Below are 19,791 nucleotides of genomic sequence, written 5' to 3'. Positions count from 1 at the left end.
GGCAGATTAGTTGAATGATAAATAGAAAAGTTATCAAGAAATAAAAAAGCAATAGTTCAGCAATGGAAAAAGAATATTGAAAAAAAAGTAGTACAAGTCATCGAGCATAAAACTGAAACTCCATGGAATAAATAAATCAACCAACCACAATAAAGGAACAGTTCTGCCGACGGAGGCAGCTGTTCCTTTTCGCAACATTCGAAATAATATTAGCGTCCTTATGTATAGAATAATATCCCATCATTTCATGGAAAGAGGGAAGTGCGTGAGAATAGTTGTGTTTATTCTTTTGTTAATGTGTTTCATTACAACAGGGTGCTCGAAAGATGAAATATTAATGACTTCAGAACAGACTAAAACAATTGGAAATCCGACTGCACAAGAAGTTTTAAGAATGGATCCGAATGCTAATGTTTTTATGTATAAAGAAACTGTATATAATGCAGGAATTCCTTGGGTGGATGAGTTGAAACTATCCAAAGACATACAAGTAACTGAAATTACTCACCAAAGTAATAATGGTAAAGCCTTTAAAAACGGAACAGCAAATAAACTGGCAGTCGGAACAAAGATCTTTCGTGTCAAAGAGCGAAATGACATACTAATAGCTGAAACAGAAAGAGGAGATATTAGATTTTATCAAATAGTTGAAGGATAATAATATAAGGACGAGACTACGGTATCAATTATCAGCCTCATTGAAGTAAAGGGCAGGACATTTCCAATATGTGTTAATATAGAGTAAGTAAGAAACCATACTTTTTAAACTCTTAAGAGAATAGGAGTATAATATGGGAGCGATTTTTCAGCGGTTATTGAACATAATCTTCGAGACAACGGTAGTCTCGACAAATTATTAGAGGATTTAATTTATAGAACTGACCTATTTCCAGCCATACATAAATTTACTAATCATGAAAATGACCAGTGGGAGTGGATACGGGAACTAAATTTACCCAGTTCCTTCGGAAAACGAACAACCAGCTGGGCAAGCAATTTGAGAAGAAGAGTAGATGAAGCTAAATTTCATAAGAGCTACAAGTATTCAAACACTTGGGAAGAACTTATCAGTGACGACACATTAAAGTTAAGAGGACCAGGTTTAATTCTCGAAATGAAGTTTAACTCACATATCTTTGAGCTGTTGTCCTTTATTAGGTGGCGTTTTTTTCTAAAGGATATGGAGTCACAGCTACTATTAAGGAATGTGTGTAAAGAACTTTGTTCTTATTTCAACACCAGTTACTGTATTTATATGTCGGATGAGTTCTGCGCAAGTAACTCTATATATGAAGGAAGGTCAATGAGCCAATATAGGGAGGAATTAATTAGAAGATTCGGGGAATCAAAGCAAAAAATAGATGACATGTATATTGAAATGGAAAATAGTTGGACTACAGAAGGGTATTATATTGAATACTTCTAAGCGCCTTGGGCTTACAGGCCGGTTGGCAACCTGGGTTATGAATTTGATAGTCGAAAAACTTCTTGTTGTCATTTCATTTATATCGGGTGACAAGAACATTGTCCCATCAATTTCCGTGTAAAACGGGGTCTTTTTATTTTATGGGATTAAGTTCTTGTCACGAGCCAATGACAAGAACTTGATCCCATTTCTGATTTAATAAACTTGTAGGGAAAGTCAATTACTCATCCCATTTGGAATGAAGGACATGATGGCAAAAGTTGGGGCGCTTATATCCCGGAAGAAGCATTTCACATACATCGGCATTAATCGTTCCGTATGTTGTTTCCGGTTTGTCTTTGAAGCCTTCCAAGAATGCATGTAAGATGTTTTGTTTGAACCGGTTGCGAGGAAAAGCCTCGACGACTTGCTGCCGCGCTTCTGCTGAGATGAGATCGAAGTTCTTCCCGACCACATCATAACCTACGCCAAAATTCATAAGTGCCACTTCGGTTTCCTTATATTCGACGATTCCGATAGTTGTATGCAGGGCAACAGCATCCCATACAAGCCGAATGGAATCTTCCGGGACTCCGCGACTTTTAAGAAAATCGCGGGCAGCATTAGCCCCATCGACCTCAAAGCGTTTGTCCGTGCTTCGGAATGCGGGAGTAAGACCGATATCGTGGAAAAGCGAACTGATATAAAGCAATTCAGAATCGTATTTCATTTGATTCAGGTTACCCTTCATAGCCGCAAACAGAAATACCCGATTCGAGTGATTCCACAGAAGGTCGTCGCTATGCTCACGCATTAACTCAGCAGCTTCTACGGCTAGTTTGCTATCGGGAATCTTTATATCAGCAATTAAATTCGTCATCGATACTTCCACCTTAAACTTTGTTTTTAGTTTGTACATCCAAGTAGACAACTGAAGGAACATTTCTGTGACATCCGGATTCAAAATGGCATATACACGTGGAATGGCCGAACCGCCTGGACGCAATTCCGGAACCCCGGCTCACGATTCAATATAGAATTCCCAATTTTACCGTGATTATTTTTAGAATCAAAACGCAGCCGATCATGTTGAGGAGCTGTCATATTAAAATACATAGGTGGCTCGCATGAGGAGCATTGCGCTATCGAGAAACTATTGTGAAGTAAATAAGAAGTGGGAGCAAATCGTATGCGAAAGAATTGCAAATTGATTTTGATTGAAGGGTTATGCGGTACGGGCAAATCGACGTTAGCAGAACGTTTGCATCGCTTCCTGGTACAGCAAGACATTTCCTCTCGTTTCTATGACGAAGGTGCAAAAGGACATCCTACGAGTTTGAATTGGCACGCTTTCTTCAGTGAAGAGGAATATAAGGAACTTCTGATGCGGTATCCAGACACCGCTAATGAAATCCGTTCAAGAGCCATAAAGAATGGTATTAATTATCTGATACCTTATCGTGAAGTCAAGGAGTTCAATGAGTTGGATGCGCTCTATTCAGAGCTGAAGTCCCGTGAGTTATGCTGGACGGATTCGCCTGTGGCCTCGTTGTCAGAGTTTACATATTCGATTCAGCGGCATTGGGCACGATTCGCTGAGCTTGCTAGTAATTCAGATGAGGTATATGTGCTCGAAGCAGTTTTTTTTCAGCATCAGATTCATGATTTGATAGGTCATTATCAAGCTGTTGATCACCATATCGAGGAGCATATTCAGGGAATCGCCGACCAGATTGCTGCTTTGCGGCCCGTGGTGATTTATTTAACTCAGCCGAGTGTGCGGGAGCAGCAGGTTTGGATTTCTTCAATCCGTTCAAGACCCCACTTCGCAACGGAACAAAATATTAGGTTTATGGAGAACCGCAAGCGGATCGAATTGAGTCTGCTTGATAATCTGCCATTTCCGACTTATACAATTGAAAATGTAAACCTTGACTGGGAAGAGGTCTTCAGTCATATGGTGGAGGCCATAGTTCGAAAAATCGGATAAAGTGTACTATTGAAAAATGATACTAATAACTGAAAATTGTTGTTATAATTCCTTAATGAGGTTAATCAAATTTATTAGTAGGTTAATTTAACTGCTTTATACGGAGGATCGGATGTTATCTCATTACAATGACCATAGTCTTTTTTTACGTGCATTTGAGAAATCTCCAATTGGAATGGCTTTGTTATCTTTTGATGGAAGTTTATTTAAGGCTAATCCATCTTTATGCAAGATGTTAGGATATAGCGAAAGTGAGTTAATAAGTCTCGGTGTTCCATCTGACAAACATCCTGAAGTGTTAGAAGCAGATCTGGAATTATGGCGTAAATTGGTACAGGGTGAAATAGATGGTTATCAAATAGAAAAAAGGTATATACATAAATCTGGGACCATCATGTGGGGTCTTCTAAATGTTACTGTAGAAAGGAACAGTATGGGAATAAAGAGTAATTACATCTTTATTTCCCAAATCGTAGATATAACAGAACAAAAAAAGAAGGAAGAAGAGTTCAAGAAGATTGAAGAACTACACAAGCTTATTTCTGAACATTCACAGGACGTTATTTTGCGTGTAACTCCAAACGGAATTATCTCATATGTCTCGCCAGCTGTCCGTAACCAACTCGGGTATGATCCAGAAGAACTTATCGGAAAACAAGCCTATGATTATTGGCATCAAGAAGATTTGAAGGGTCGCTGGTTAAATAAAGGTAATTCTGATAATTCTGATAGCCGAATATTTGTTTATCGTATTCGGCATAAAAACGGTCATTATATATGGCAAGAAGCACACTCTAAAAAAATAAGAAATACTGCAGGTGATGTTGAACATGTTATCAGTATGGGGCGTGATATAACAGAACGGGTACATTCTGAAGAATTAATCCGCAGATCAGAGAAACTATCCTTAATTGGCGAACTTGCAGCTGGGATCGCCCATGAAATTAGAAATCCTTTGACGAGTTTACGAGGATTTATGCAAATGTATATGAAAGAGGATTTGGATGGTACAAAGAAATTACGTAATGAAGTCATGATATCAGAAATTGATCGAATCAATGAAATTGTAAGTGAGCTTTTAGTGTTAGCTAAACCTTCAAATGAGGTATATGAGTTAAGCGACGTGGAACATATATTAAATCACGTTACAAGATTATTTGAAGGACAAGCAAACCTTTATAATGTTCAAATAAAGAAAGAGTTAGATGCCAATTTACCTTTAATTCAGTGTCAACGCAGTATCAATCAAGTATTTATCAATGTTTTAAAGAATGCAATTGAATCCATGCCTAAAGGCGGAGAAGTGATCATACAAGCCAAGCAAATGAACGATAAAATATACATTCGAATTAATGACACAGGGTATGGAATCCCACAAGATGAAATAGCCAAGATTGGAAATCCTTTTTTTACTACAAAAGAAACAGGAACAGGGTTAGGATTAATGGTTTCAATGAGGATCATCCAAAATCATAAGGGGACTATGCGAATCGAAAGTGAAGTTGGGAAAGGGACGATGGTGGAAGTTATTTTGCCAATCGAGTAATGGATAACAATAGCTCAAAACAGAACTAAAGGAGGCTGCCAGCACAATGGTAGCCTCCGTTACGTTAACGGACATGAATGCGTGGTTCTAGTCGAAACTAGTGTGGGCCAGCTCGATAGACTAAGACATGCTCAGCGATAATATACATCCAGTATGCTGTTACGGTTTAACCGTCGGACAAGGAGCGTTGGATCAGTATGAATATGGCTGAGCTTAAGCGATTTATCATTTCAATCGAGATTAAGGCTTTAGAGAAAGCATTAGTAGTTGGAGAAGGCGAGAGTCACTTCTCCGAGTTAATCCGAGACAGGATCGATATCCTCAAGCGAGAAGGAGAGTGGATTCATCAGTTTGACAATGGGATAAGGATATCTCGACCCACATTGTCTGACCTCGTCATTCGGAGAGCAGTCATCGACGACGTCGATATGCTGCGTGATGTCTATCGCCGAGCTTCGCTGACAAACGAAGCCGACCGCGACCTAATCGCCGCCAATCCCGAGTGGCTCGTGTGGGACGACGTGATGCTGCCATTCGCGCATGTTGCTGTTGTAGATGGGCGGGTCGTCGGCTTCGCATCGGCGCGTCCGGTCGACGACTTTCTCGAACTCGAGGATCTGTTCACTGATCCTGACTGGATGCGACAAGGCGTTGCCAGTGCGCTGATCGCCGACTTTGCGCGTCGCGGTTTTCGTATAGAGGTGTCTGCCAAACACGCGAAGGCGTTTTACGAATCGGTGGGGTTCGTCGTCATCGGTGTTGCCAACTCAAAGGGCGGACTCCTACTCCGGATGCACCTCGATGTCACGCATGTTAGACCATGACGAGCTTGATATGGTCTAATATCTGCTTTGCTAACAGTATTTTCCACTTTGGGCCACTCGGCCCTCGGTTCGAAACGACCAAAATTACACTACCGTGAAACGATAGTGTAGGAGGGAGTTGCCTTGCGGCAGCTCTTTTATAGTTCATTCAATTAGGAGATCAGTCTGCCTTTATGAAGAGACTTCATATTTTTATTGGAGTTAGAAATTATAGGGAGCATTTTCAAGCTACTTATCATGGGAGAAAGGCACTGATGGCAAGTTGGGACGTACTCAAACGAAAAATTGTCCCGAATCCACCCCTTACAATCTTCGTTATTACATGCCCAGACTTTCGTGTTTTCCTGAATGAGATCCTCTACCGATTTTCTTTGAAAATACATAGTTTTCTCCTCCTTATATTAAAAAAACTGCCCTTAACTCTTGTTAAGGACAGTTCACTGTGTATTACAGTTTTACAACGTTTTCGGCTTGAGGACCGCGGTTGCCTTGAGCTACATTAAATTCAACGCGTTGACCTTCGTCCAACGATTTGAATCCATCCCCTTGAATAGCGGAGAAATGAACGAATACGTCATTTCCGCCCTCCATTTCAATAAATCCAAAGCCTTTCTCTGCGTTAAACCATTTCACTGTTCCTGTTTCCATAATATAATTACCTCCAAATTGTTATTAACATGCTTTTTTAAACAAAAAAAATCACACATTGAAAAAGGTACCATACACAAATGATCACTTTTTCAATATGTGAGTTTATGTCAAAGCTGTTTATAAACCTAATGGTAGCACACAACAGTGTGATAAGCAAATTTGTATTGTTTTCCATTTCCTATATGACATATGTCATACCCTCTACATGATGTTTATGACTGCAACGAATTGAAAGCGATATCTATAATGAAGATAGGATACTACAACTGATATTCGCTAACAAGTCCTGCGCACCATATCGAGGAGGAACTATACGATGACACAATCCACGCTAACTAACTTGAAAAGACAGGTTGCCCCTTATGAAAAATCAAATACGAGGGCTAGTATCAAACAATTAATTAACACCTTAGGACCTTTATTCGTTCTATGGTTAACTGCGTATCTAAGCCTATCAATATCATATTGGATCACACTACCGATTACGATCGTCGCTTCCGGTTTCGTTATACGAACTTTTATCATTTTCCATGATTGTTGTCATCAGTCTTTCTTCAAAAGCCGTAGAGCTAATGAAATAATAGGTACGATTACGGGTATCCTCACACTCTTTCCCTATCAGCAATGGAAGAATAGTCATGCTATCCATCATGCAACGAGCAGTAACCTCGAGAAACGTGGAATAGGTGATATGTGGGTACTTACCGTCGACGAATATGCGTCTTCTTCCTTTTGGGTCCGAATTGCATATCGGTTATATCGGAATCCATTTATTATGTTCGGACTTGGTCCCATCTTTTTGTTCCTATTTACGAACCGCTTTAATACGAAAGGTGCAAGACGCAAGGAAAGAATCAGTACTTATATGACGAATGTCTCCATCCTTACTTTATATGGGTTACTGATCTGGATAGTTGGATGGCAGTCGTTTGTTCTGATACAAGCTCCAATTATGTTCGTAGCGGGCTTGATGGGAATCTGGCTATTTTATGTGCAACATCAGTTTGAAGACTCCTACTTCGAGAATGAGGATGAGTGGAGTTATGTGAAAGCCGCGGTAGATGGAAGCTCCTACTATAAGCTGCCGAAACTTTTGCAATGGATAACTGGAAATATTGGGTTTCATCATGTCCATCATTTGAGTCCAAAAGTGCCAAATTATAATTTGGAAAAGGCGCATAATGCAACGCCACCGCTTCAAAAAGCAACGACCATTACAATCGGCACCAGTTTGAAGTCGCTAAGTTTCCGTCTATGGGATGAGCGAAACAAAACGTTTGTCGGTTATAAAAATAATAATCAGGTGCACCATAAGGAAGATGAGCATGATCCTTTGGCTAACCAAATAAAAGTAAAAGTCCCTAAATCGAGCTTACAAGGGCAGTAAATACATCGTTTTATGTTTATGCTAAAATATAATTAAATCTATGTTGAAGAAAACGAGGTTAAACGGACTATGCAAAAGTGGTATCAAATTTTTCACAAAAACACCGGTCTTAGTCCGTATGTGTGGGTTGTCTTTTATATCCTACCTTTTTATTTCATATTTCGTTCTTCTACCACATACCAAATTGTATTAGGCACAATCATGATTATGGTTTTTTTTAGCTGCTATGTGCTGTCTTTCGTGTCTAAAGGATGGATTGTGTACTTCTGGACTAGCGTACAAATTATTATTTCGATTATCATGGCTATCGTATTCAGCTATGTATACTTCTCGCTGTTTTTAGCATTTTTTATTGGCACCATGAAAAGTCGGGCAGGATTTATTACGTTGTACTGCATTCATCTAGTCACCACGATTGTAACGATTAACTATGGATTAGTATCCCAAAATCCTGTGTATTTTACACAATTGCCTTTTATCATCATTAGTGTGATTGGCGTTATTCTCATTCCAGTCACCACGTTCAACCGAAATAGGAGTGAAAAACTCCAGGGACAGCTAGAGGATGCAAATAAGCGGATTTCCGAGTTGGTAAAGCTAGAAGAGCGTCAAAGAATCGCCCGCGACTTACACGATACACTTGGTCAGAAGCTCTCATTAATTGGTTTGAAGAGTGACTTGGCTGGGAAATTAATTAGCAAAAATCCGGCGCAAGCACAAATAGAAATCAATGATGTTCGTCAGACAGCTAGAATCGCGTTAAAGGAAGTTCGGGAAATAGTAACACAAATGCGCGGAACAAGACTAGTGGAAGAGATGTTTCGAATCAAACAGATTTTGAAGGCTGCAGAGATCGACCTCATTTTGGAGGGAGATCCGAAGTTAACGAACACTTCCCTGATAAATGAAAATGTGTTGAGCATGTGCTTGAAGGAATCGATTACGAATATTATCAAGCATAGCAGTGCTACTACGTGTTCGATCTCCATTGAGCCTTCACCAAGCGATCTCGTTATCAAGGTCGGGGACAATGGGATCGGAATGACGAAAGAATGTCTTGTGTTACTTGGAAATGGATTACGGGGCATGAAAGAGCGACTTGAGTTTGTAAACGGTTGTATGGAAATTATCTCAGACAATGGAACAATGATTGTTATTAAAGTGCCGAATGCCATCATACCACCAGAGAGGGAGGTGAGGATATGATTCGAATTGTGATTGCCGAGGACCAACGGATGTTGCTGGGCGCACTTGCTTCCTTACTTGATTTGGAAGAGGATATGCAGGTCGTTGGTAAAGCAAGCAATGGCGAGGATGCTGTGAAACTGGTTAAATTGCATAAGCCAGATATTTGTGTCATGGATATCGAGATGCCAATAATGAACGGTTTAGATGCGGCGGAGGAACTAAAGGGATTGGGTTGCAAAGTCATTATATTGACCACGTTTGCCCGTTACGGGTATTTTGAAAGGGCCGTGAAGGCAGGTGCCAACGGTTATTTGTTGAAAGATAGCCCAAGTGAGGAACTGGCTACCTCGATTCGGAGTGTAATGGCTGGCAGGCGAATCTATGCCTCAGAGCTGGTAGATGAGACTTATACTGAAGAAAATCCTTTGACGGAGAGGGAAAAGGAGGTGCTGAACCTGATCGCCGACGGTAAAAATACGAAGGAAATCGCTGATCACATGTACATTACAAGAGGTACCGTTCGCAACTACATTTCCGTTATTCTCGATAAGCTCAATGTCAGTAACCGAATTGAGGCTATTATGCGCTTCAAAGAGAAGGGATGGTTCAAATAGCAGGCCAAAAAAACGTAAACGGATACCCATAGACTGGATACTTTGAAAAAAGGAGTTCAGTCTATGGGTACCTTTTTGTATACAATTTGGGTTCAAGCTGAAACCAAATGGTATTGCCTGCTTTTGTCTTATTCTTAATCTAACTATTGCCAGTACCTTTACCCGTACCGCCTGTTCCGCCTGTTCCACCAGTACCTTTACCCGTACCACCGGTTCCACCAGTACCTTTACCCGTACCGCCTGTACCACCGGCTCCGCCAGTACCTTTACCCGTACCACCCGTGCCTTTACCAGTACCACCCGTGCCTTTACCCGTACCGCCCGTACCTTTACCCGTACCACCCGTACCTTTACCCGTACCACCCGTGCCTTTACCCGTACCGCCCGTACCTTTACCCGTACCACCTGTGCCTTTACCCGTACCTTTACCCGTACCTTTACCTGTACCTTTACCTGTACCTTTACCCGTGCCTTTACCCGTACCTTTACCCGAACCTTTACCTGTACCACCCGTGCCTTTACCCGTACCACCCGTACCTTTACCAGTACCACCCGTGCCTTTACCTGTACCACCCGAACCTTTACCCGTACCACCCGAACCTTTACCCGTACCACCAGTACCTTTACCCGTACCACCCGTACCACCAGTACCTTTATTTGACACTGGATTTCGAACAAAGAACTCATCTAGTCCGATATCTTGAGCTTGTTTTATTAAATCTAATATTTGAGTTTCTCCCATATTGAACAACCACCCTTCGTAAGTATTCCTTGAAAATCAAGGTGTGTTGTATCTTATGTAAATATATTTTATTTGTTCTAGTGTTGCGTCCAGATTTATTATCAACTCCACTTGCTTCTTCATAAGATATAAAAAAAGCAAGGGAATGATTTAATGGAACAAACTGCTATTCCTACCTATGACATAACGATTGAGCCGAAAGATCTTAAGGTATTAAATAACGATGTATGGAGAGATGAGCCTGTTCCTTCCAAATTAATTGTAGATAACATTCCTTATGAGATTGGGATATCCTATCGGGGCGATCATACCCGTAAATTTAGAAAAAAATCCTATAGCATCGACTTTAGGTCATATAAAAAAGAATTTGCTGGACGTGAGATACACCTAAATGCTGAATACCGAGATCCATCTTTAATACGCAACAAGCTTTCTTTTGATTTTTTTCAGAGCATAGGGAGTTTCGCTCCAAATAGTAAGCATGTTTTTCTAGAATTGAATGGGGAGACAAAGGGAATTTATCTAGAACTTGAATCGGTGGATGAATTTTTTTTACAAAAAAGAGAACTACCATCAGGTCCTATTTTTTATGCCACGATCTACCATGCGAATTTTTCTTTATTAACACCGAAGGAAAAAGCAAAACCATCGCTCCTGTCTGGATATTTTCAGAAATTGGGTAGTGATAAGGATAAACAAGATTTAGAAAGGTTTATTGTAAACATAAATACAATTAACCGAGACCAATTTGGTGAAGCAATAAAAAAGGATATGGATATCAAAAATTATTTATTGTGGTTATGCGGGGCAGTTTGTACTCAAAACTACGATGGATTTATTCACAATTATTCTTTAATTCGAAATGAAGAGACGAAGCTATTTCAGATGATACCCTGGGATTACGATGCAACTTGGGGACGAAATTGGAATGGCGATATCATGGAATATTATGCAGTTCCTATTCAAGGCTATAATACGCTCACTGCACGCCTTCTGGATGTAACGGAAATACGGCAGCAATACCGTCGTATTATGGAAGAAGTTTTAGAAACAAAATTTACGGTTAAAGCTATTGAACCTATGGTGACAAATCTCCATAAGCAATTAAACCCCTATATTTCTTTAGATCCATTTAAAAAGGAATCCATTGCGCTATTTAATAGTGAGCCAGAATTAATCCTTCGCTTCATCGAAAAACGCAATGGCTATCTTCGAAAGCATCTAAAGGATCTTGAATAAAGGAGGAAGTACACTGAAAAAAATTGAAATGAAAAATACAGGGAAATATGGTAGAGGAGTTTTTGCAACCGAAAATTTTAAAAGAGGTGACTTAATTGAGTCAGCACCGATTATCGTTGTCTCCAAAGACGAATGGGAAGAAATGAGGGAAAGCATCCTCAAAAACTATGTTTTCCGTTGGGGAGAGGATAAAGCTATAGTTCTAGGATACGGTGTTTTATATAATCACTCTTTTTCTCCAAATGCGAGATATTTATCAAATAAAAATAATGTAACCATGGACTTCTTTGCCTATAAAGATATTAAAGCGGGTGAAGAGATATTGATTAATTACAATGGAGACCCTAAGGACCAATCTTCATTGTGGTTTAAGGTTATCGATTAAATAGAAGTGAAACAGTTAGTTTTGTCTTATAAGAAAGAGGGTGTCCCAAAAGCTATGAAGAGGGCGAGGGCACCCTCCGATCATGGGGATATGTGTTTGCAAGCAATTGTCTGAATTCAGAGGAGGTCAAGATGGTCAGTTTTGGCTTAGTGTGTATGGTCGCTCTAATTCTAATAGTTATTGTAATTTTTCATGTATTTGTATTATTGGACTTTTTCAATCCAAGTGCTCTTCAAGTTCAACTTTTAGGTGTTCATATAACACTGTTCGGAGTCATTGTGTTATTAGCCTCTGAAGGTTCTTCTGGATACGGAGTTACTATTGGGTTAATTGGTCTACTTACAGGCATAATCGGTTCATTTAGAGAACCCAAAAAGGCTCAAAAAGAGAAAGTTGAATAGGTGGTGGAATAAAGATACATAAGCAACAGAATTAGCCTGTAAGTGACAAGAACATATAGCCATAAAATTCCGTGCACAGCGCGGTTTTTTTATGTTAAGGATGTAAGTTCGTGTCTTTTTCATTAGACAAGATCTTATATCCCTTTCCAATAGTAGACACTTGTCCTTTATGATGTAATTTCCATTTCAAATCCAAAAGAACTAAGTTTTTTACAGTATATACTAAATTTTCTCAGGTGAACGATGTAGAAATGCTTTGATAAAATTGAATATGTAATCGCTTTCAAAAATTGATATTGGAAGGAAGTGGAGAGGGCAGCCTGCTACTGGGTGCACAGCATCAAAGTACAACTATTTGCAATATAACCAAAATGGAGGAATACCAATTGAACCAAAAAAGAATGAGGTTATTTATAGCAATGTTACTTTGTTTAGCACTTACAATACCTGCAGTAATGGTTCAGGCAGCAACAACGATCACTTCCAATCAAACTGGCACCCAAGATGGTTACGACTATGAACTGTGGAAGGATTCCGGTACAACAAGTATGACGCTCAATAGTGGAGGCGCTTTCAGTGCGCAGTGGAGTAATATCGGGAATGCGTTATTCCGTAAGGGGAAGAAATTCGACTCGACCAAGACCCACTCTCAACTTGGAAACATTTCAATCAATTACAGTGCAAGCTTCACTCCAGGCGGCAATTCCTATTTGACAGTCTATGGCTGGACGAAGGATCCGCTTGTAGAATTTTACATCGTTGATAACTGGGGCACATATCGTCCGACAGGAACGCAAAAGGGCACCATTACTGTTGACGGAGGTACATATGACATCTATGAGACTACTCGAACAAACCAACCATCCATTATAGGTAATGCAACGTTTAAGCAGTATTGGAGTGTCCGCCAGTCGAAACGCACGAGCGGCACCATTTCTGTTAGCGAACACTTTAAAAAGTGGGAGAGCTTAGGAATGCCAATGGGTAAGATGTATGAAGTGGCATTTACATTTGAAGGCTATCAAAGCAGTGGAAGTGCTAATGTAACTACGAATACACTGACGATCGGCGGCGGATCTAATCCTTCACCATCTCCATCTCCAACTCCTCCTCCAAGTACAGGTACGAAAAAGGAAGCTGAGAGTATGACTAAAGGTGGTCAGTACACAGCGAATATCAGCTCGCCGTTCACTGGAGTTGCTTTATACGCCAACAACGATTTGGTGAAATTCACACAGAATTTCACAAGCGGTACCCATAATTTCTTACTCCGTGGATCATCGAATAACTCCAATATGGCCAAAGTTGACTTGAAAATTGGCGGACAGACGAAAGGTACCTTCTACTTCGGAGGAAGCAGTCCTGCGGTTTATACCCTCAACAATGTCAGCCATGGAACTGGAAATCAAGAGATTCAGCTCGTTGTAACAACCGATGACGGGACTTGGGATGCTAACATTGATTACTTGGAAATCCAGTAAAAACTCTTAATCGATAATTCAGTAGAATTCTGATCATTTTTAAAACAAAATCCCGGCGGGATCATTCCCGCTGGGATTTTTGTTGTATTTCTTAGGGTAGATTAGAATTGCCTAAAGCATTCACTGTTTCGGGTTGAATCTTATCATTCAACTTAAATAGTGGAATAAGGATCGTTATACCTACAAGGAAACATAATCCTGCGATCGCGTAAAGAGGTACGAGTGAAATCGCATTTTTGAGCATGCCAGATAGCATCATCGAAATAACCATCGAACCCATGAACATGGGATTTAGAATACCATTAACCCGTCCAAGGAACGATTCCTCTGTATTTTTCAGAATCATTGTTTGGATGCCAATTTGAATACAAGGAAAGACAAGCCCGCTTATGAACTGGAGCGAAAGTGTGAACCAGTAATTGGTCGATAGCCCAATGGAGATCATCGTCAAACTGCTGAAAGTCATACCGAGAGCTAGGAGCTTCTGTGGGGTTAGTTTGCTCGCGAAACTCATGGCCAACACGCCACCAATAATCATCGCAACGCCATTAATCAAAAGGAACCACTGCAAATAATCCTCCGGCTTCCCAAGCCGTTCCGTAATAAGGAAGATTCCCATCGGCTGAATAAGTCCAAGGCCAAGCCCTGCAGCAATAAAGCAGCCACCTAGTCTACGAAGAATCGTGCTAGACCATACGTATTTGAACCCCGCTTTAGCTTTAATGTCTTCCATGACATGGGATTTTCTTTTTTCACCATCAAGTGGACGATCATGTGGCAGGAAAGACAGCGAAGCAGCTGATAGAAGGAAGGCAACGCCCATGATACTAATCGCAGTCTCAATGCCATATCTTTGATAAACAAGTGTGCCTATGATCGGACCGAAAATCATAAAAATAGCAAATAATGTTTGATACACAGACATCCCCTTTTGTACTAAATGTTCAGGCACATGCAGTTTGAACAGCTTCATGCCGGCAGGTTGCGAAAATTGCGATAAAATGGCCGAGATTAATGTCGCAAAGAACACAACTCTCCACGAACCGTTTGTCATAGCGAAAAGCACCCCAAGAATAGAAATGGCACTAAACAGGTCGCACCAGACCATAGTCTTCTTCGGTCGCCAACGGTCTGCGAACGCCCCTCCAATAAATGAAAATAGGAAGAGCGGTGCAAACTCCGAGACAGAGATAAGTGAAACCGCGAACGCGTCGTTATTCGTCATTTCTTTTACATAAAACAGGATCGCGATATTTCGCACCCAAATTCCTATTTGTAAAAACAACGTGGACATTAAAATCGCTTGCACAAACCGGTTTCTAAGCAACGATGAGGCCGAAACAGATGGATGGGTACTCATTCATATCTTCCTTTCATTTGCCGTTTTTCTTGATAAATACATGTTACTGGAAATTCCAAGTATCAAAAAGGTTCGGCAGAATGAGAGTTTGCTCCATCTGGAGGCGGATACCCGAATAATTGAAAGATGCTGTACGGCATACAGAAGGCTTATGACAAGTCGTAATAATACGAATAAAAGTAAAAAGATCTCCATGATCAGGAGATCTTTTTACTTTGCGGTGAGTTCATCTTGACTAGGTTTAATAGAGAATATAGCGTGAAGAACGCGATGCACGACTTCTTTACTGGGTATATTCAATCCGCATCATGGGCAAACCAAAATAATGGAAATTCGCAATGTAATGAAAGCATGAAAGGAACAGTTTACCCATGTGGAGTAAAATGCGCAATTGGATCGAGAAGCGATCACCTGCCCAAGTGATTACCGGCTATTATTTATTGGCAGTTCTATTATCAATTATACTGTTTAGTATTCCTGCGGTGCATAAACCCGGAGTTAAAATTACATTCTTTGATACCGTCTTCACAGCCGTAAGCGTCGTAAGTGACACGGGGCTCGGCGTATTTAATGTTGCTGAATCCTACAGCGTATTCGGTTATTTCGTCATTATGCTCGTATTGCAATTCGGGGGTATCGGCATAATGGCGATGAGTACGTTTTTCTGGCTTCTGTTGGGTAGAAAAATCGGATTGCGCGAACGCCGCATGATTATGGTGGATAACAATCAGTTCGCGTTATCGGGTCTCGTTCAATTGGTTAAAGAAATTTTGAGGTTCACTCTCCTGACAGAATTATTAGGGGGGCTTATATTCGGTTTTCGTTTTTTGGCCTATTATGATAGCTGGCAGGAGGCGTTTCTTCAGGGATTGTTTGCAGCAGTCAGTGCTACGACGAACGCTGGAATGGATATCACAGGGCAATCTTTAATACCTTATGCTCACGATTATATTGTTCAACTGGTTACGATGTCTCTTATTATTTTTGGGGCCATTGGGTTCCCCGTGTTAATTGAGGTGAAGGCCTACTTATCTCATCGCAGGATGAAGGCAGAGTATCCTTTCCGTTTTTCATTATTCACAAAGTTAACGACGATGACATATGGCATCTTACTTGCGATAGGCACAATCCTTATCTTACTGTTTGAAAATCAATATTATTTCAAGGGTCTGTCGTGGCATGAGAGCTTTTTCTATGCCTTGTTCCAAGCGACAACCACAAGAAGCGCCGGGCTAACGACAATGAATATTAACGACTTTACAATGCCGACACTTCTGCTTATGAGTTTCTATATGTTCATTGGAGGATCCCCAAATTCGGTAGGCGGAGGGATCCGAACGACCACTTTCGCCTTGAATGTACTTTTTATTTATCACTTTGCGAGAGGAAACCGCTCCATCAAAGTGTTTAATCGGGAGCTCCATCCGGATGACATTTTGAAATCAATGGCTATTACGTTACTCGCAATTGTGTTTTGCAGCCTATCGGTTATTGCGATTTGCTTTACCGACAAGCAACATCCACTTATAGCCATAGTGTTAGAGGTTTGCTCCGCCTTTGGGACGGTAGGCTTGTCTATGGGGATAACACCGGAACTTAGCATATTTGCGCAATGTATACTGATGTTGCTGATGTTTCTCGGAAGAATCGGGTTAACGACCTGCTTGTATTTTATTGGCGGCGGCCTAAAGGATGCAAAGATCCACTATCCTATAGAGAGAGTTATGACTGGTTGACTACAATGTAGCCACGCTTAGAGAATTAAATAGTTAGACGGGGAACTGTAATAAGTTAACGAGCAGGATAAAACAATAAAGACGAAACGGCAGCCGATCTACAATTGGCTGCCGTTTTCACTTAGTTAACGGACAAGACATCATGGAAAAAGTTAAAGGGGCTTGATAAGATGGAACGTTCTTCAAAGCAGCCAAATTAATGTTGGCTTAAAGGAAGCAACATTTTAGAGGCAAGCGCAATGAACTGTGAGCTCTCCTTTTCATTAAGGGTATCCGTTATTGCTTTAATTTGACGCCCGATCTTACTACTTACGACCTGAATGAGTTTTTGTCCCTCGGCGGTCACCTTTACATGAATTACACGACCGTCGTGTGGAGAATTACTGCGTTCAACTAGCCCTCGGCGCTCCGCGCGATTGATCAATCCGGTCATGCTGGATTTGTCGAGGTCGAGGTACTGTGCTAGCTGTAACATACTTAATTCTCGATCACGTAAAATGCCGAACAACCGAATCTGTATGATGGAAACATCGTATTCCGCTCCGACTCGGGTGAGGATTCCTTGAACAAGGAAGGATAATTGTATCAAACTATCCATAATTGAGAGGTTCTCTTGAAAATCAGAGTTTTTTTCGTTCACTATTATTCACTCCAAATAAGCTCAGATATTCGTAAACAGCCTGCAAGTCATTTTCATTTTTTATTTTATCATAAAAGTCATTGACATAGTACGTGACACAAACTATATTGTTTGTATCACGTACTAATATTTCATCTTCAGGAGGGTATGACGAAATATCGCATGAGTAAAAGTAAACGAGTTTGGATTCCTTTCATAATCGCTGTCGGCATTGCCGTGATCTTTCTGGGTTATTTTGGCTATTATATTTCCTTGCACGGGAACGGAGATAGTGATCTAAAACGTTTGGCAACGGAACAAATGGAAAAAGGTGTTGTCGAGCTTCCCGTTAGAATAGGGATATTATTTAATGATTTTGGAACGTATGGGGTGTATCTTGGAGCGGTATGTATGTCCTTGTTGTGGTTTAAGCGAGGATTGAAATCGAAGTCTATGGTCGTCCGCCGAATAGGAAAGTGGGTTCTTAAACTTCACCAATTTGTGGGCTGGACAGCATTAGTCCTCGTGTTTGCGCATGGTATTTACTTTCTATTCAAAGAAATTCATGACCAACATATTTACTCTGGAGCTGCCAGTTTTATCATCCTGCTTACAGTAGTGGGTTACGGATATTTGATTAGGGAAGTACGGAATACATGGATGAGAGTTATTCATCGTTACCTGGCTATCACCTGGGTCCCCATACTTTGGATTCATGCGGGCAAGGATGTCATTTTCGCGGCTGTTGCAACCCTTGCAGCAGTGCTTCTGGTTAACATGCTTGAGAAGGCAATGATTCGTTCGAATGACGAATCTCAAAAAAACGCTAAAAGAAGGTGACTAAAGGATGACAGAAGGAAAGTATGCAAATCAGCTTCGGTTTCCTGATGGAAAGACAGTCACATTATTGGTACAAGGGAATGATGAGTGGGGGGACTTTTTACGGATTGAGCATCAGATTCCCCAGCAAGGGACAATGAATCCCCCTCATTGGCATCCAATTTTGAAAGAATCCTTTGAGGTGAAACAAGGTTTAATGATAGGGATCGTGGATGGCGTAGAGAGGGTGCTCGGCCCTGGCGAGCGTTTGACAATCAATCCGAAGCAGGTGCATCAATTCATTAACGTCGGCCAAGAGACACTGATAGGGATACACGAAGTTCGTCCTCCCGGATTCCACTGGGAAATGTTTTTGCTACATCACAAACTGGAATGCGAAGGAAAGTTGAGTCAAAGGGGAATTCCTTATAATCCTCTTTGGCTCGGGATGATATGGAAATATGGCGACGGATATGCTGCAGGTGCTCCGGCCATTGTGCAGAAGGTGCTTCTTGGTGGACTGGCTCGTCTCGCCAAAGCTCTTGGCTATCGTGTCGATTAATACATAGCAAATATAAGAAATGAAGGTGTAGTAATGGTTCAGAAGAAGACAGTGCTCCTGGTCATGGGGAGCATACGAGCAGGTAGAAATTGTCCGAAAATCACGGCATGGGTCGAATCCATGGGCAGAGCGAATTCAATATACGAGTACGAGATTATCGATCTGGCGAAATGGTCGCTGCCGATGGACGATGAACCGGGGATTCCCGCATTGGGAGGCTACAGCCAACCGCACACGTACGCGTGGAGCGAGAAGATCAAGAGTGCGAGTGGCGTGATTTTCGTCACGCCTCAGTTTAACTGGGGCTATCCGGCGGTCCTGAAGAACGCTATTGATCATCTTTACCACGAGTGGCGAGACAAGCCAGTCATGATTGTGACCTACGGCGGTCATGGTGGTGGCCGGTGTGCTAAGCAACTGAGGAGGGTTGCGGTTCGGCTGAGGATGCGCATCGTGCCGACATCTCCTGCACTGAGATTATCGGATGCGGTTATCCGTGAGGGAGCCGAGCTAAAACCAGATCGTGATTTCCACGATTTTGTGCCGCAGGTTCAGCGAGCATTATCGGAACTAGCATACCAACTCGAGGGCCATGAAAGCGTTCTGGCACGGATGCGTCGTACATGGAAGGTAGCTTTGGCTGTCCTTTCCTGAATGAGTAGTAGTCTATTGAATGGATACTTTTTGTGTTTTGCGACCCTTAATTGGTATTACTCCCGAAGTTTATAGGGACAGCTTGGTGCTGTTCGCCATTTTTCGAGCGTGTAAGGCGACATCTTGAGTCGGATCAACACCCCTAAATTTGTAATGCTGCATTCGTTGCCATATGCAGCGCGTAAAAG

21 protein-coding genes are annotated in these 19,791 nt (G+C 41.2%); 15 read left to right on the top strand and 6 right to left on the bottom strand.

Annotated elements, in window-relative coordinates; genetic code table 11:
* Positions 1-265: 265 nt before the first annotated feature.
* Entirely contained in the window at positions 266-658 is a 393-nt protein-coding gene (locus AC58QG_RS04160; protein ID WP_497360839.1) for a hypothetical protein, read from the top strand.
* Between the two features lie 988 nt (positions 659-1,646).
* Here AC58QG_RS04160 and AC58QG_RS04155 read toward each other — a convergent pair.
* Positions 1,647-2,285 carry an HD domain-containing protein gene (locus AC58QG_RS04155; protein ID WP_497362774.1) on the bottom strand — a complete coding sequence of 213 codons (639 nt, stop codon included), beginning with the start codon at positions 2,283-2,285 and terminating at the stop codon, positions 1,647-1,649.
* 309 nt (positions 2,286-2,594) lie between these two features.
* Between AC58QG_RS04155 and AC58QG_RS04150 the strand changes: the two genes are divergently transcribed.
* From AC58QG_RS04150 to AC58QG_RS04140, 3 genes are all read left to right on the top strand, one after another.
* On the top strand, positions 2,595-3,395 hold the full coding sequence (locus tag AC58QG_RS04150) for a P-loop NTPase family protein (protein ID WP_497360838.1): 801 nt from the start codon (positions 2,595-2,597) through the stop codon (positions 3,393-3,395).
* Positions 3,396-3,507: 112 nt separating this feature from the next.
* Positions 3,508-4,941, top strand: a complete 1,434-nt coding sequence (locus AC58QG_RS04145) for a PAS domain S-box protein (protein ID WP_497360837.1) — start codon at positions 3,508-3,510, stop codon at positions 4,939-4,941.
* A 203-nt stretch (positions 4,942-5,144) separates the two neighbouring features.
* Positions 5,145-5,765, top strand: coding sequence for a GNAT family N-acetyltransferase (locus AC58QG_RS04140; protein WP_497360836.1), 621 nt, complete (start codon positions 5,145-5,147; stop codon positions 5,763-5,765).
* Between the two features lie 152 nt (positions 5,766-5,917).
* Here the strand turns inward: AC58QG_RS04140 and AC58QG_RS04135 are convergent, their stop codons facing one another.
* Together AC58QG_RS04135 and AC58QG_RS04130 are read right to left on the bottom strand one after the other, a co-directional pair.
* On the bottom strand, positions 5,918-6,148 hold the full coding sequence (locus AC58QG_RS04135) for a cold-shock protein (protein ID WP_497360835.1): 231 nt from the start codon (positions 6,146-6,148) through the stop codon (positions 5,918-5,920).
* A gap of 64 nt (positions 6,149-6,212) precedes the next feature.
* Entirely contained in the window at positions 6,213-6,413 is a 201-nt protein-coding gene (locus AC58QG_RS04130) for a cold-shock protein (RefSeq protein ID WP_056625586.1), read from the bottom strand.
* Between the two features lie 319 nt (positions 6,414-6,732).
* On the opposite strand from AC58QG_RS04130, the gene desA reads away from it, so the two are divergent.
* The 3 genes from desA to AC58QG_RS04115 all read left to right on the top strand — a co-directional run bounded on the left by desA (position 6,733) and on the right by AC58QG_RS04115 (position 9,605).
* Entirely contained in the window at positions 6,733-7,803 is a 1,071-nt protein-coding gene (gene desA / locus AC58QG_RS04125; RefSeq protein ID WP_497360834.1) for a Delta(5) desaturase DesA, read from the top strand.
* A gap of 69 nt (positions 7,804-7,872) precedes the next feature.
* The gene (locus AC58QG_RS04120; RefSeq protein WP_497360833.1) at positions 7,873-9,009 is read left to right on the top strand and encodes a sensor histidine kinase; all 1,137 of its coding nucleotides are present in this window, start codon (positions 7,873-7,875) and stop codon (positions 9,007-9,009) included.
* Positions 9,006-9,605 (top strand): response regulator, encoded by a 600-nt coding sequence (locus AC58QG_RS04115; protein ID WP_497360832.1) that lies wholly within the window; start codon positions 9,006-9,008, stop codon positions 9,603-9,605. Before AC58QG_RS04120 ends, AC58QG_RS04115 begins: the two co-directional genes overlap by 4 nt.
* A gap of 139 nt (positions 9,606-9,744) precedes the next feature.
* On the opposite strand, the gene AC58QG_RS04110 is transcribed toward AC58QG_RS04115, so the two are convergent.
* Complete coding sequence (locus AC58QG_RS04110) at positions 9,745-10,347, bottom strand: hypothetical protein (protein WP_497360831.1); 603 nt, start codon at positions 10,345-10,347, stop codon at positions 9,745-9,747.
* A 153-nt stretch (positions 10,348-10,500) separates the two neighbouring features.
* Here AC58QG_RS04110 and AC58QG_RS04105 point away from each other — a divergent pair, with 153 nt between their 5' ends.
* From AC58QG_RS04105 to AC58QG_RS04090, 4 genes are all read left to right on the top strand, one after another.
* Positions 10,501-11,586: a CotH kinase family protein gene (locus AC58QG_RS04105; protein WP_497360830.1), complete on the top strand. Its 1,086-nt coding sequence runs from the start codon at positions 10,501-10,503 to the stop codon at positions 11,584-11,586.
* On the top strand, positions 11,579-11,971 hold the full coding sequence (locus AC58QG_RS04100) for an SET domain-containing protein (RefSeq protein ID WP_497360829.1): 393 nt from the start codon (positions 11,579-11,581) through the stop codon (positions 11,969-11,971). The genes AC58QG_RS04105 and AC58QG_RS04100 overlap by 8 nt, the downstream gene beginning before the upstream one ends.
* A 131-nt stretch (positions 11,972-12,102) precedes the next feature.
* Positions 12,103-12,372: a hypothetical protein gene (locus AC58QG_RS04095; protein WP_497360828.1), complete on the top strand. Its 270-nt coding sequence runs from the start codon at positions 12,103-12,105 to the stop codon at positions 12,370-12,372.
* 386 nt (positions 12,373-12,758) lie between these two features.
* Positions 12,759-13,853 (top strand): glycoside hydrolase family 11 protein, encoded by a 1,095-nt coding sequence (locus AC58QG_RS04090; protein ID WP_497360827.1) that lies wholly within the window; start codon positions 12,759-12,761, stop codon positions 13,851-13,853.
* A 91-nt stretch (positions 13,854-13,944) separates the two neighbouring features.
* Here AC58QG_RS04090 and AC58QG_RS04085 read toward each other — a convergent pair whose 3' ends face one another.
* Positions 13,945-15,213 carry an MFS transporter gene (locus AC58QG_RS04085; protein WP_497360826.1) on the bottom strand — a complete coding sequence of 423 codons (1,269 nt, stop codon included), beginning with the start codon at positions 15,211-15,213 and terminating at the stop codon, positions 13,945-13,947.
* 371 nt (positions 15,214-15,584) lie between these two features.
* On the opposite strand from AC58QG_RS04085, the gene AC58QG_RS04080 reads away from it, so the two are divergent.
* Positions 15,585-16,949 (top strand): TrkH family potassium uptake protein, encoded by a 1,365-nt coding sequence (locus AC58QG_RS04080; RefSeq protein WP_497360825.1) that lies wholly within the window; start codon positions 15,585-15,587, stop codon positions 16,947-16,949.
* Between the two features lie 196 nt (positions 16,950-17,145).
* Here the strand turns inward: AC58QG_RS04080 and AC58QG_RS04075 are convergent, their stop codons facing one another.
* Complete coding sequence (locus AC58QG_RS04075) at positions 17,146-17,589, bottom strand: MarR family winged helix-turn-helix transcriptional regulator (RefSeq protein WP_497360824.1); 444 nt, start codon at positions 17,587-17,589, stop codon at positions 17,146-17,148.
* A gap of 147 nt (positions 17,590-17,736) precedes the next feature.
* Between AC58QG_RS04075 and AC58QG_RS04070 the strand changes: the two genes are divergently transcribed.
* The 3 genes from AC58QG_RS04070 to AC58QG_RS04060 are packed head-to-tail and all read left to right on the top strand — an operon-like array spanning position 17,737 to position 19,603.
* Complete coding sequence (locus AC58QG_RS04070; RefSeq protein ID WP_497360823.1) at positions 17,737-18,408, top strand: hypothetical protein; 672 nt, start codon at positions 17,737-17,739, stop codon at positions 18,406-18,408.
* Positions 18,409-18,415: 7 nt separating this feature from the next.
* Positions 18,416-18,949: a cupin domain-containing protein gene (locus tag AC58QG_RS04065; RefSeq protein WP_497360822.1), complete on the top strand. Its 534-nt coding sequence runs from the start codon at positions 18,416-18,418 to the stop codon at positions 18,947-18,949.
* Positions 18,950-18,982: 33 nt separating this feature from the next.
* Positions 18,983-19,603, top strand: coding sequence for an NADPH-dependent FMN reductase (locus AC58QG_RS04060; protein ID WP_497360821.1), 621 nt, complete (start codon positions 18,983-18,985; stop codon positions 19,601-19,603).
* Positions 19,604-19,791: the final 188 nt, after the last annotated feature.

It is taken from the genome of Paenibacillus sp. J22P169 (genome assembly GCF_059691995.1).
The sequence above is the reverse complement of the archived record's forward strand: the minus strand, read 5'-3'. Positions and strand labels throughout refer to the sequence as shown.

Coding starts and splice junctions, on each gene's coding strand:
- AC58QG_RS04095 (WP_497360828.1), top strand. CDS start 12,103: ATGGTCAGTTTTGGCTTAGTGTGTATGGTCGCTCTAATTCTAATAGTT.
- AC58QG_RS04130 (WP_056625586.1), bottom strand. CDS start 6,413: ATGGAAACAGGAACAGTGAAATGGTTTAACGCAGAGAAAGGCTTTGGA.
- AC58QG_RS04085 (WP_497360826.1), bottom strand. CDS start 15,213: ATGAGTACCCATCCATCTGTTTCGGCCTCATCGTTGCTTAGAAACCGG.
- AC58QG_RS04135 (WP_497360835.1), bottom strand. CDS start 6,148: ATGTATTTTCAAAGAAAATCGGTAGAGGATCTCATTCAGGAAAACACG.
- AC58QG_RS04115 (WP_497360832.1), top strand. CDS start 9,006: ATGATTCGAATTGTGATTGCCGAGGACCAACGGATGTTGCTGGGCGCA.
- AC58QG_RS04105 (WP_497360830.1), top strand. CDS start 10,501: ATGGAACAAACTGCTATTCCTACCTATGACATAACGATTGAGCCGAAA.
- AC58QG_RS04155 (WP_497362774.1), bottom strand. CDS start 2,285: ATGACGAATTTAATTGCTGATATAAAGATTCCCGATAGCAAACTAGCC.
- AC58QG_RS04145 (WP_497360837.1), top strand. CDS start 3,508: ATGTTATCTCATTACAATGACCATAGTCTTTTTTTACGTGCATTTGAG.
- AC58QG_RS04110 (WP_497360831.1), bottom strand. CDS start 10,347: ATGGGAGAAACTCAAATATTAGATTTAATAAAACAAGCTCAAGATATC.
- desA (WP_497360834.1), top strand. CDS start 6,733: ATGACACAATCCACGCTAACTAACTTGAAAAGACAGGTTGCCCCTTAT.
- AC58QG_RS04080 (WP_497360825.1), top strand. CDS start 15,585: ATGTGGAGTAAAATGCGCAATTGGATCGAGAAGCGATCACCTGCCCAA.
- AC58QG_RS04065 (WP_497360822.1), top strand. CDS start 18,416: ATGACAGAAGGAAAGTATGCAAATCAGCTTCGGTTTCCTGATGGAAAG.
- AC58QG_RS04120 (WP_497360833.1), top strand. CDS start 7,873: ATGCAAAAGTGGTATCAAATTTTTCACAAAAACACCGGTCTTAGTCCG.
- AC58QG_RS04140 (WP_497360836.1), top strand. CDS start 5,145: ATGGCTGAGCTTAAGCGATTTATCATTTCAATCGAGATTAAGGCTTTA.
- AC58QG_RS04060 (WP_497360821.1), top strand. CDS start 18,983: ATGGTTCAGAAGAAGACAGTGCTCCTGGTCATGGGGAGCATACGAGCA.
- AC58QG_RS04150 (WP_497360838.1), top strand. CDS start 2,595: ATGCGAAAGAATTGCAAATTGATTTTGATTGAAGGGTTATGCGGTACG.
- AC58QG_RS04070 (WP_497360823.1), top strand. CDS start 17,737: ATGACGAAATATCGCATGAGTAAAAGTAAACGAGTTTGGATTCCTTTC.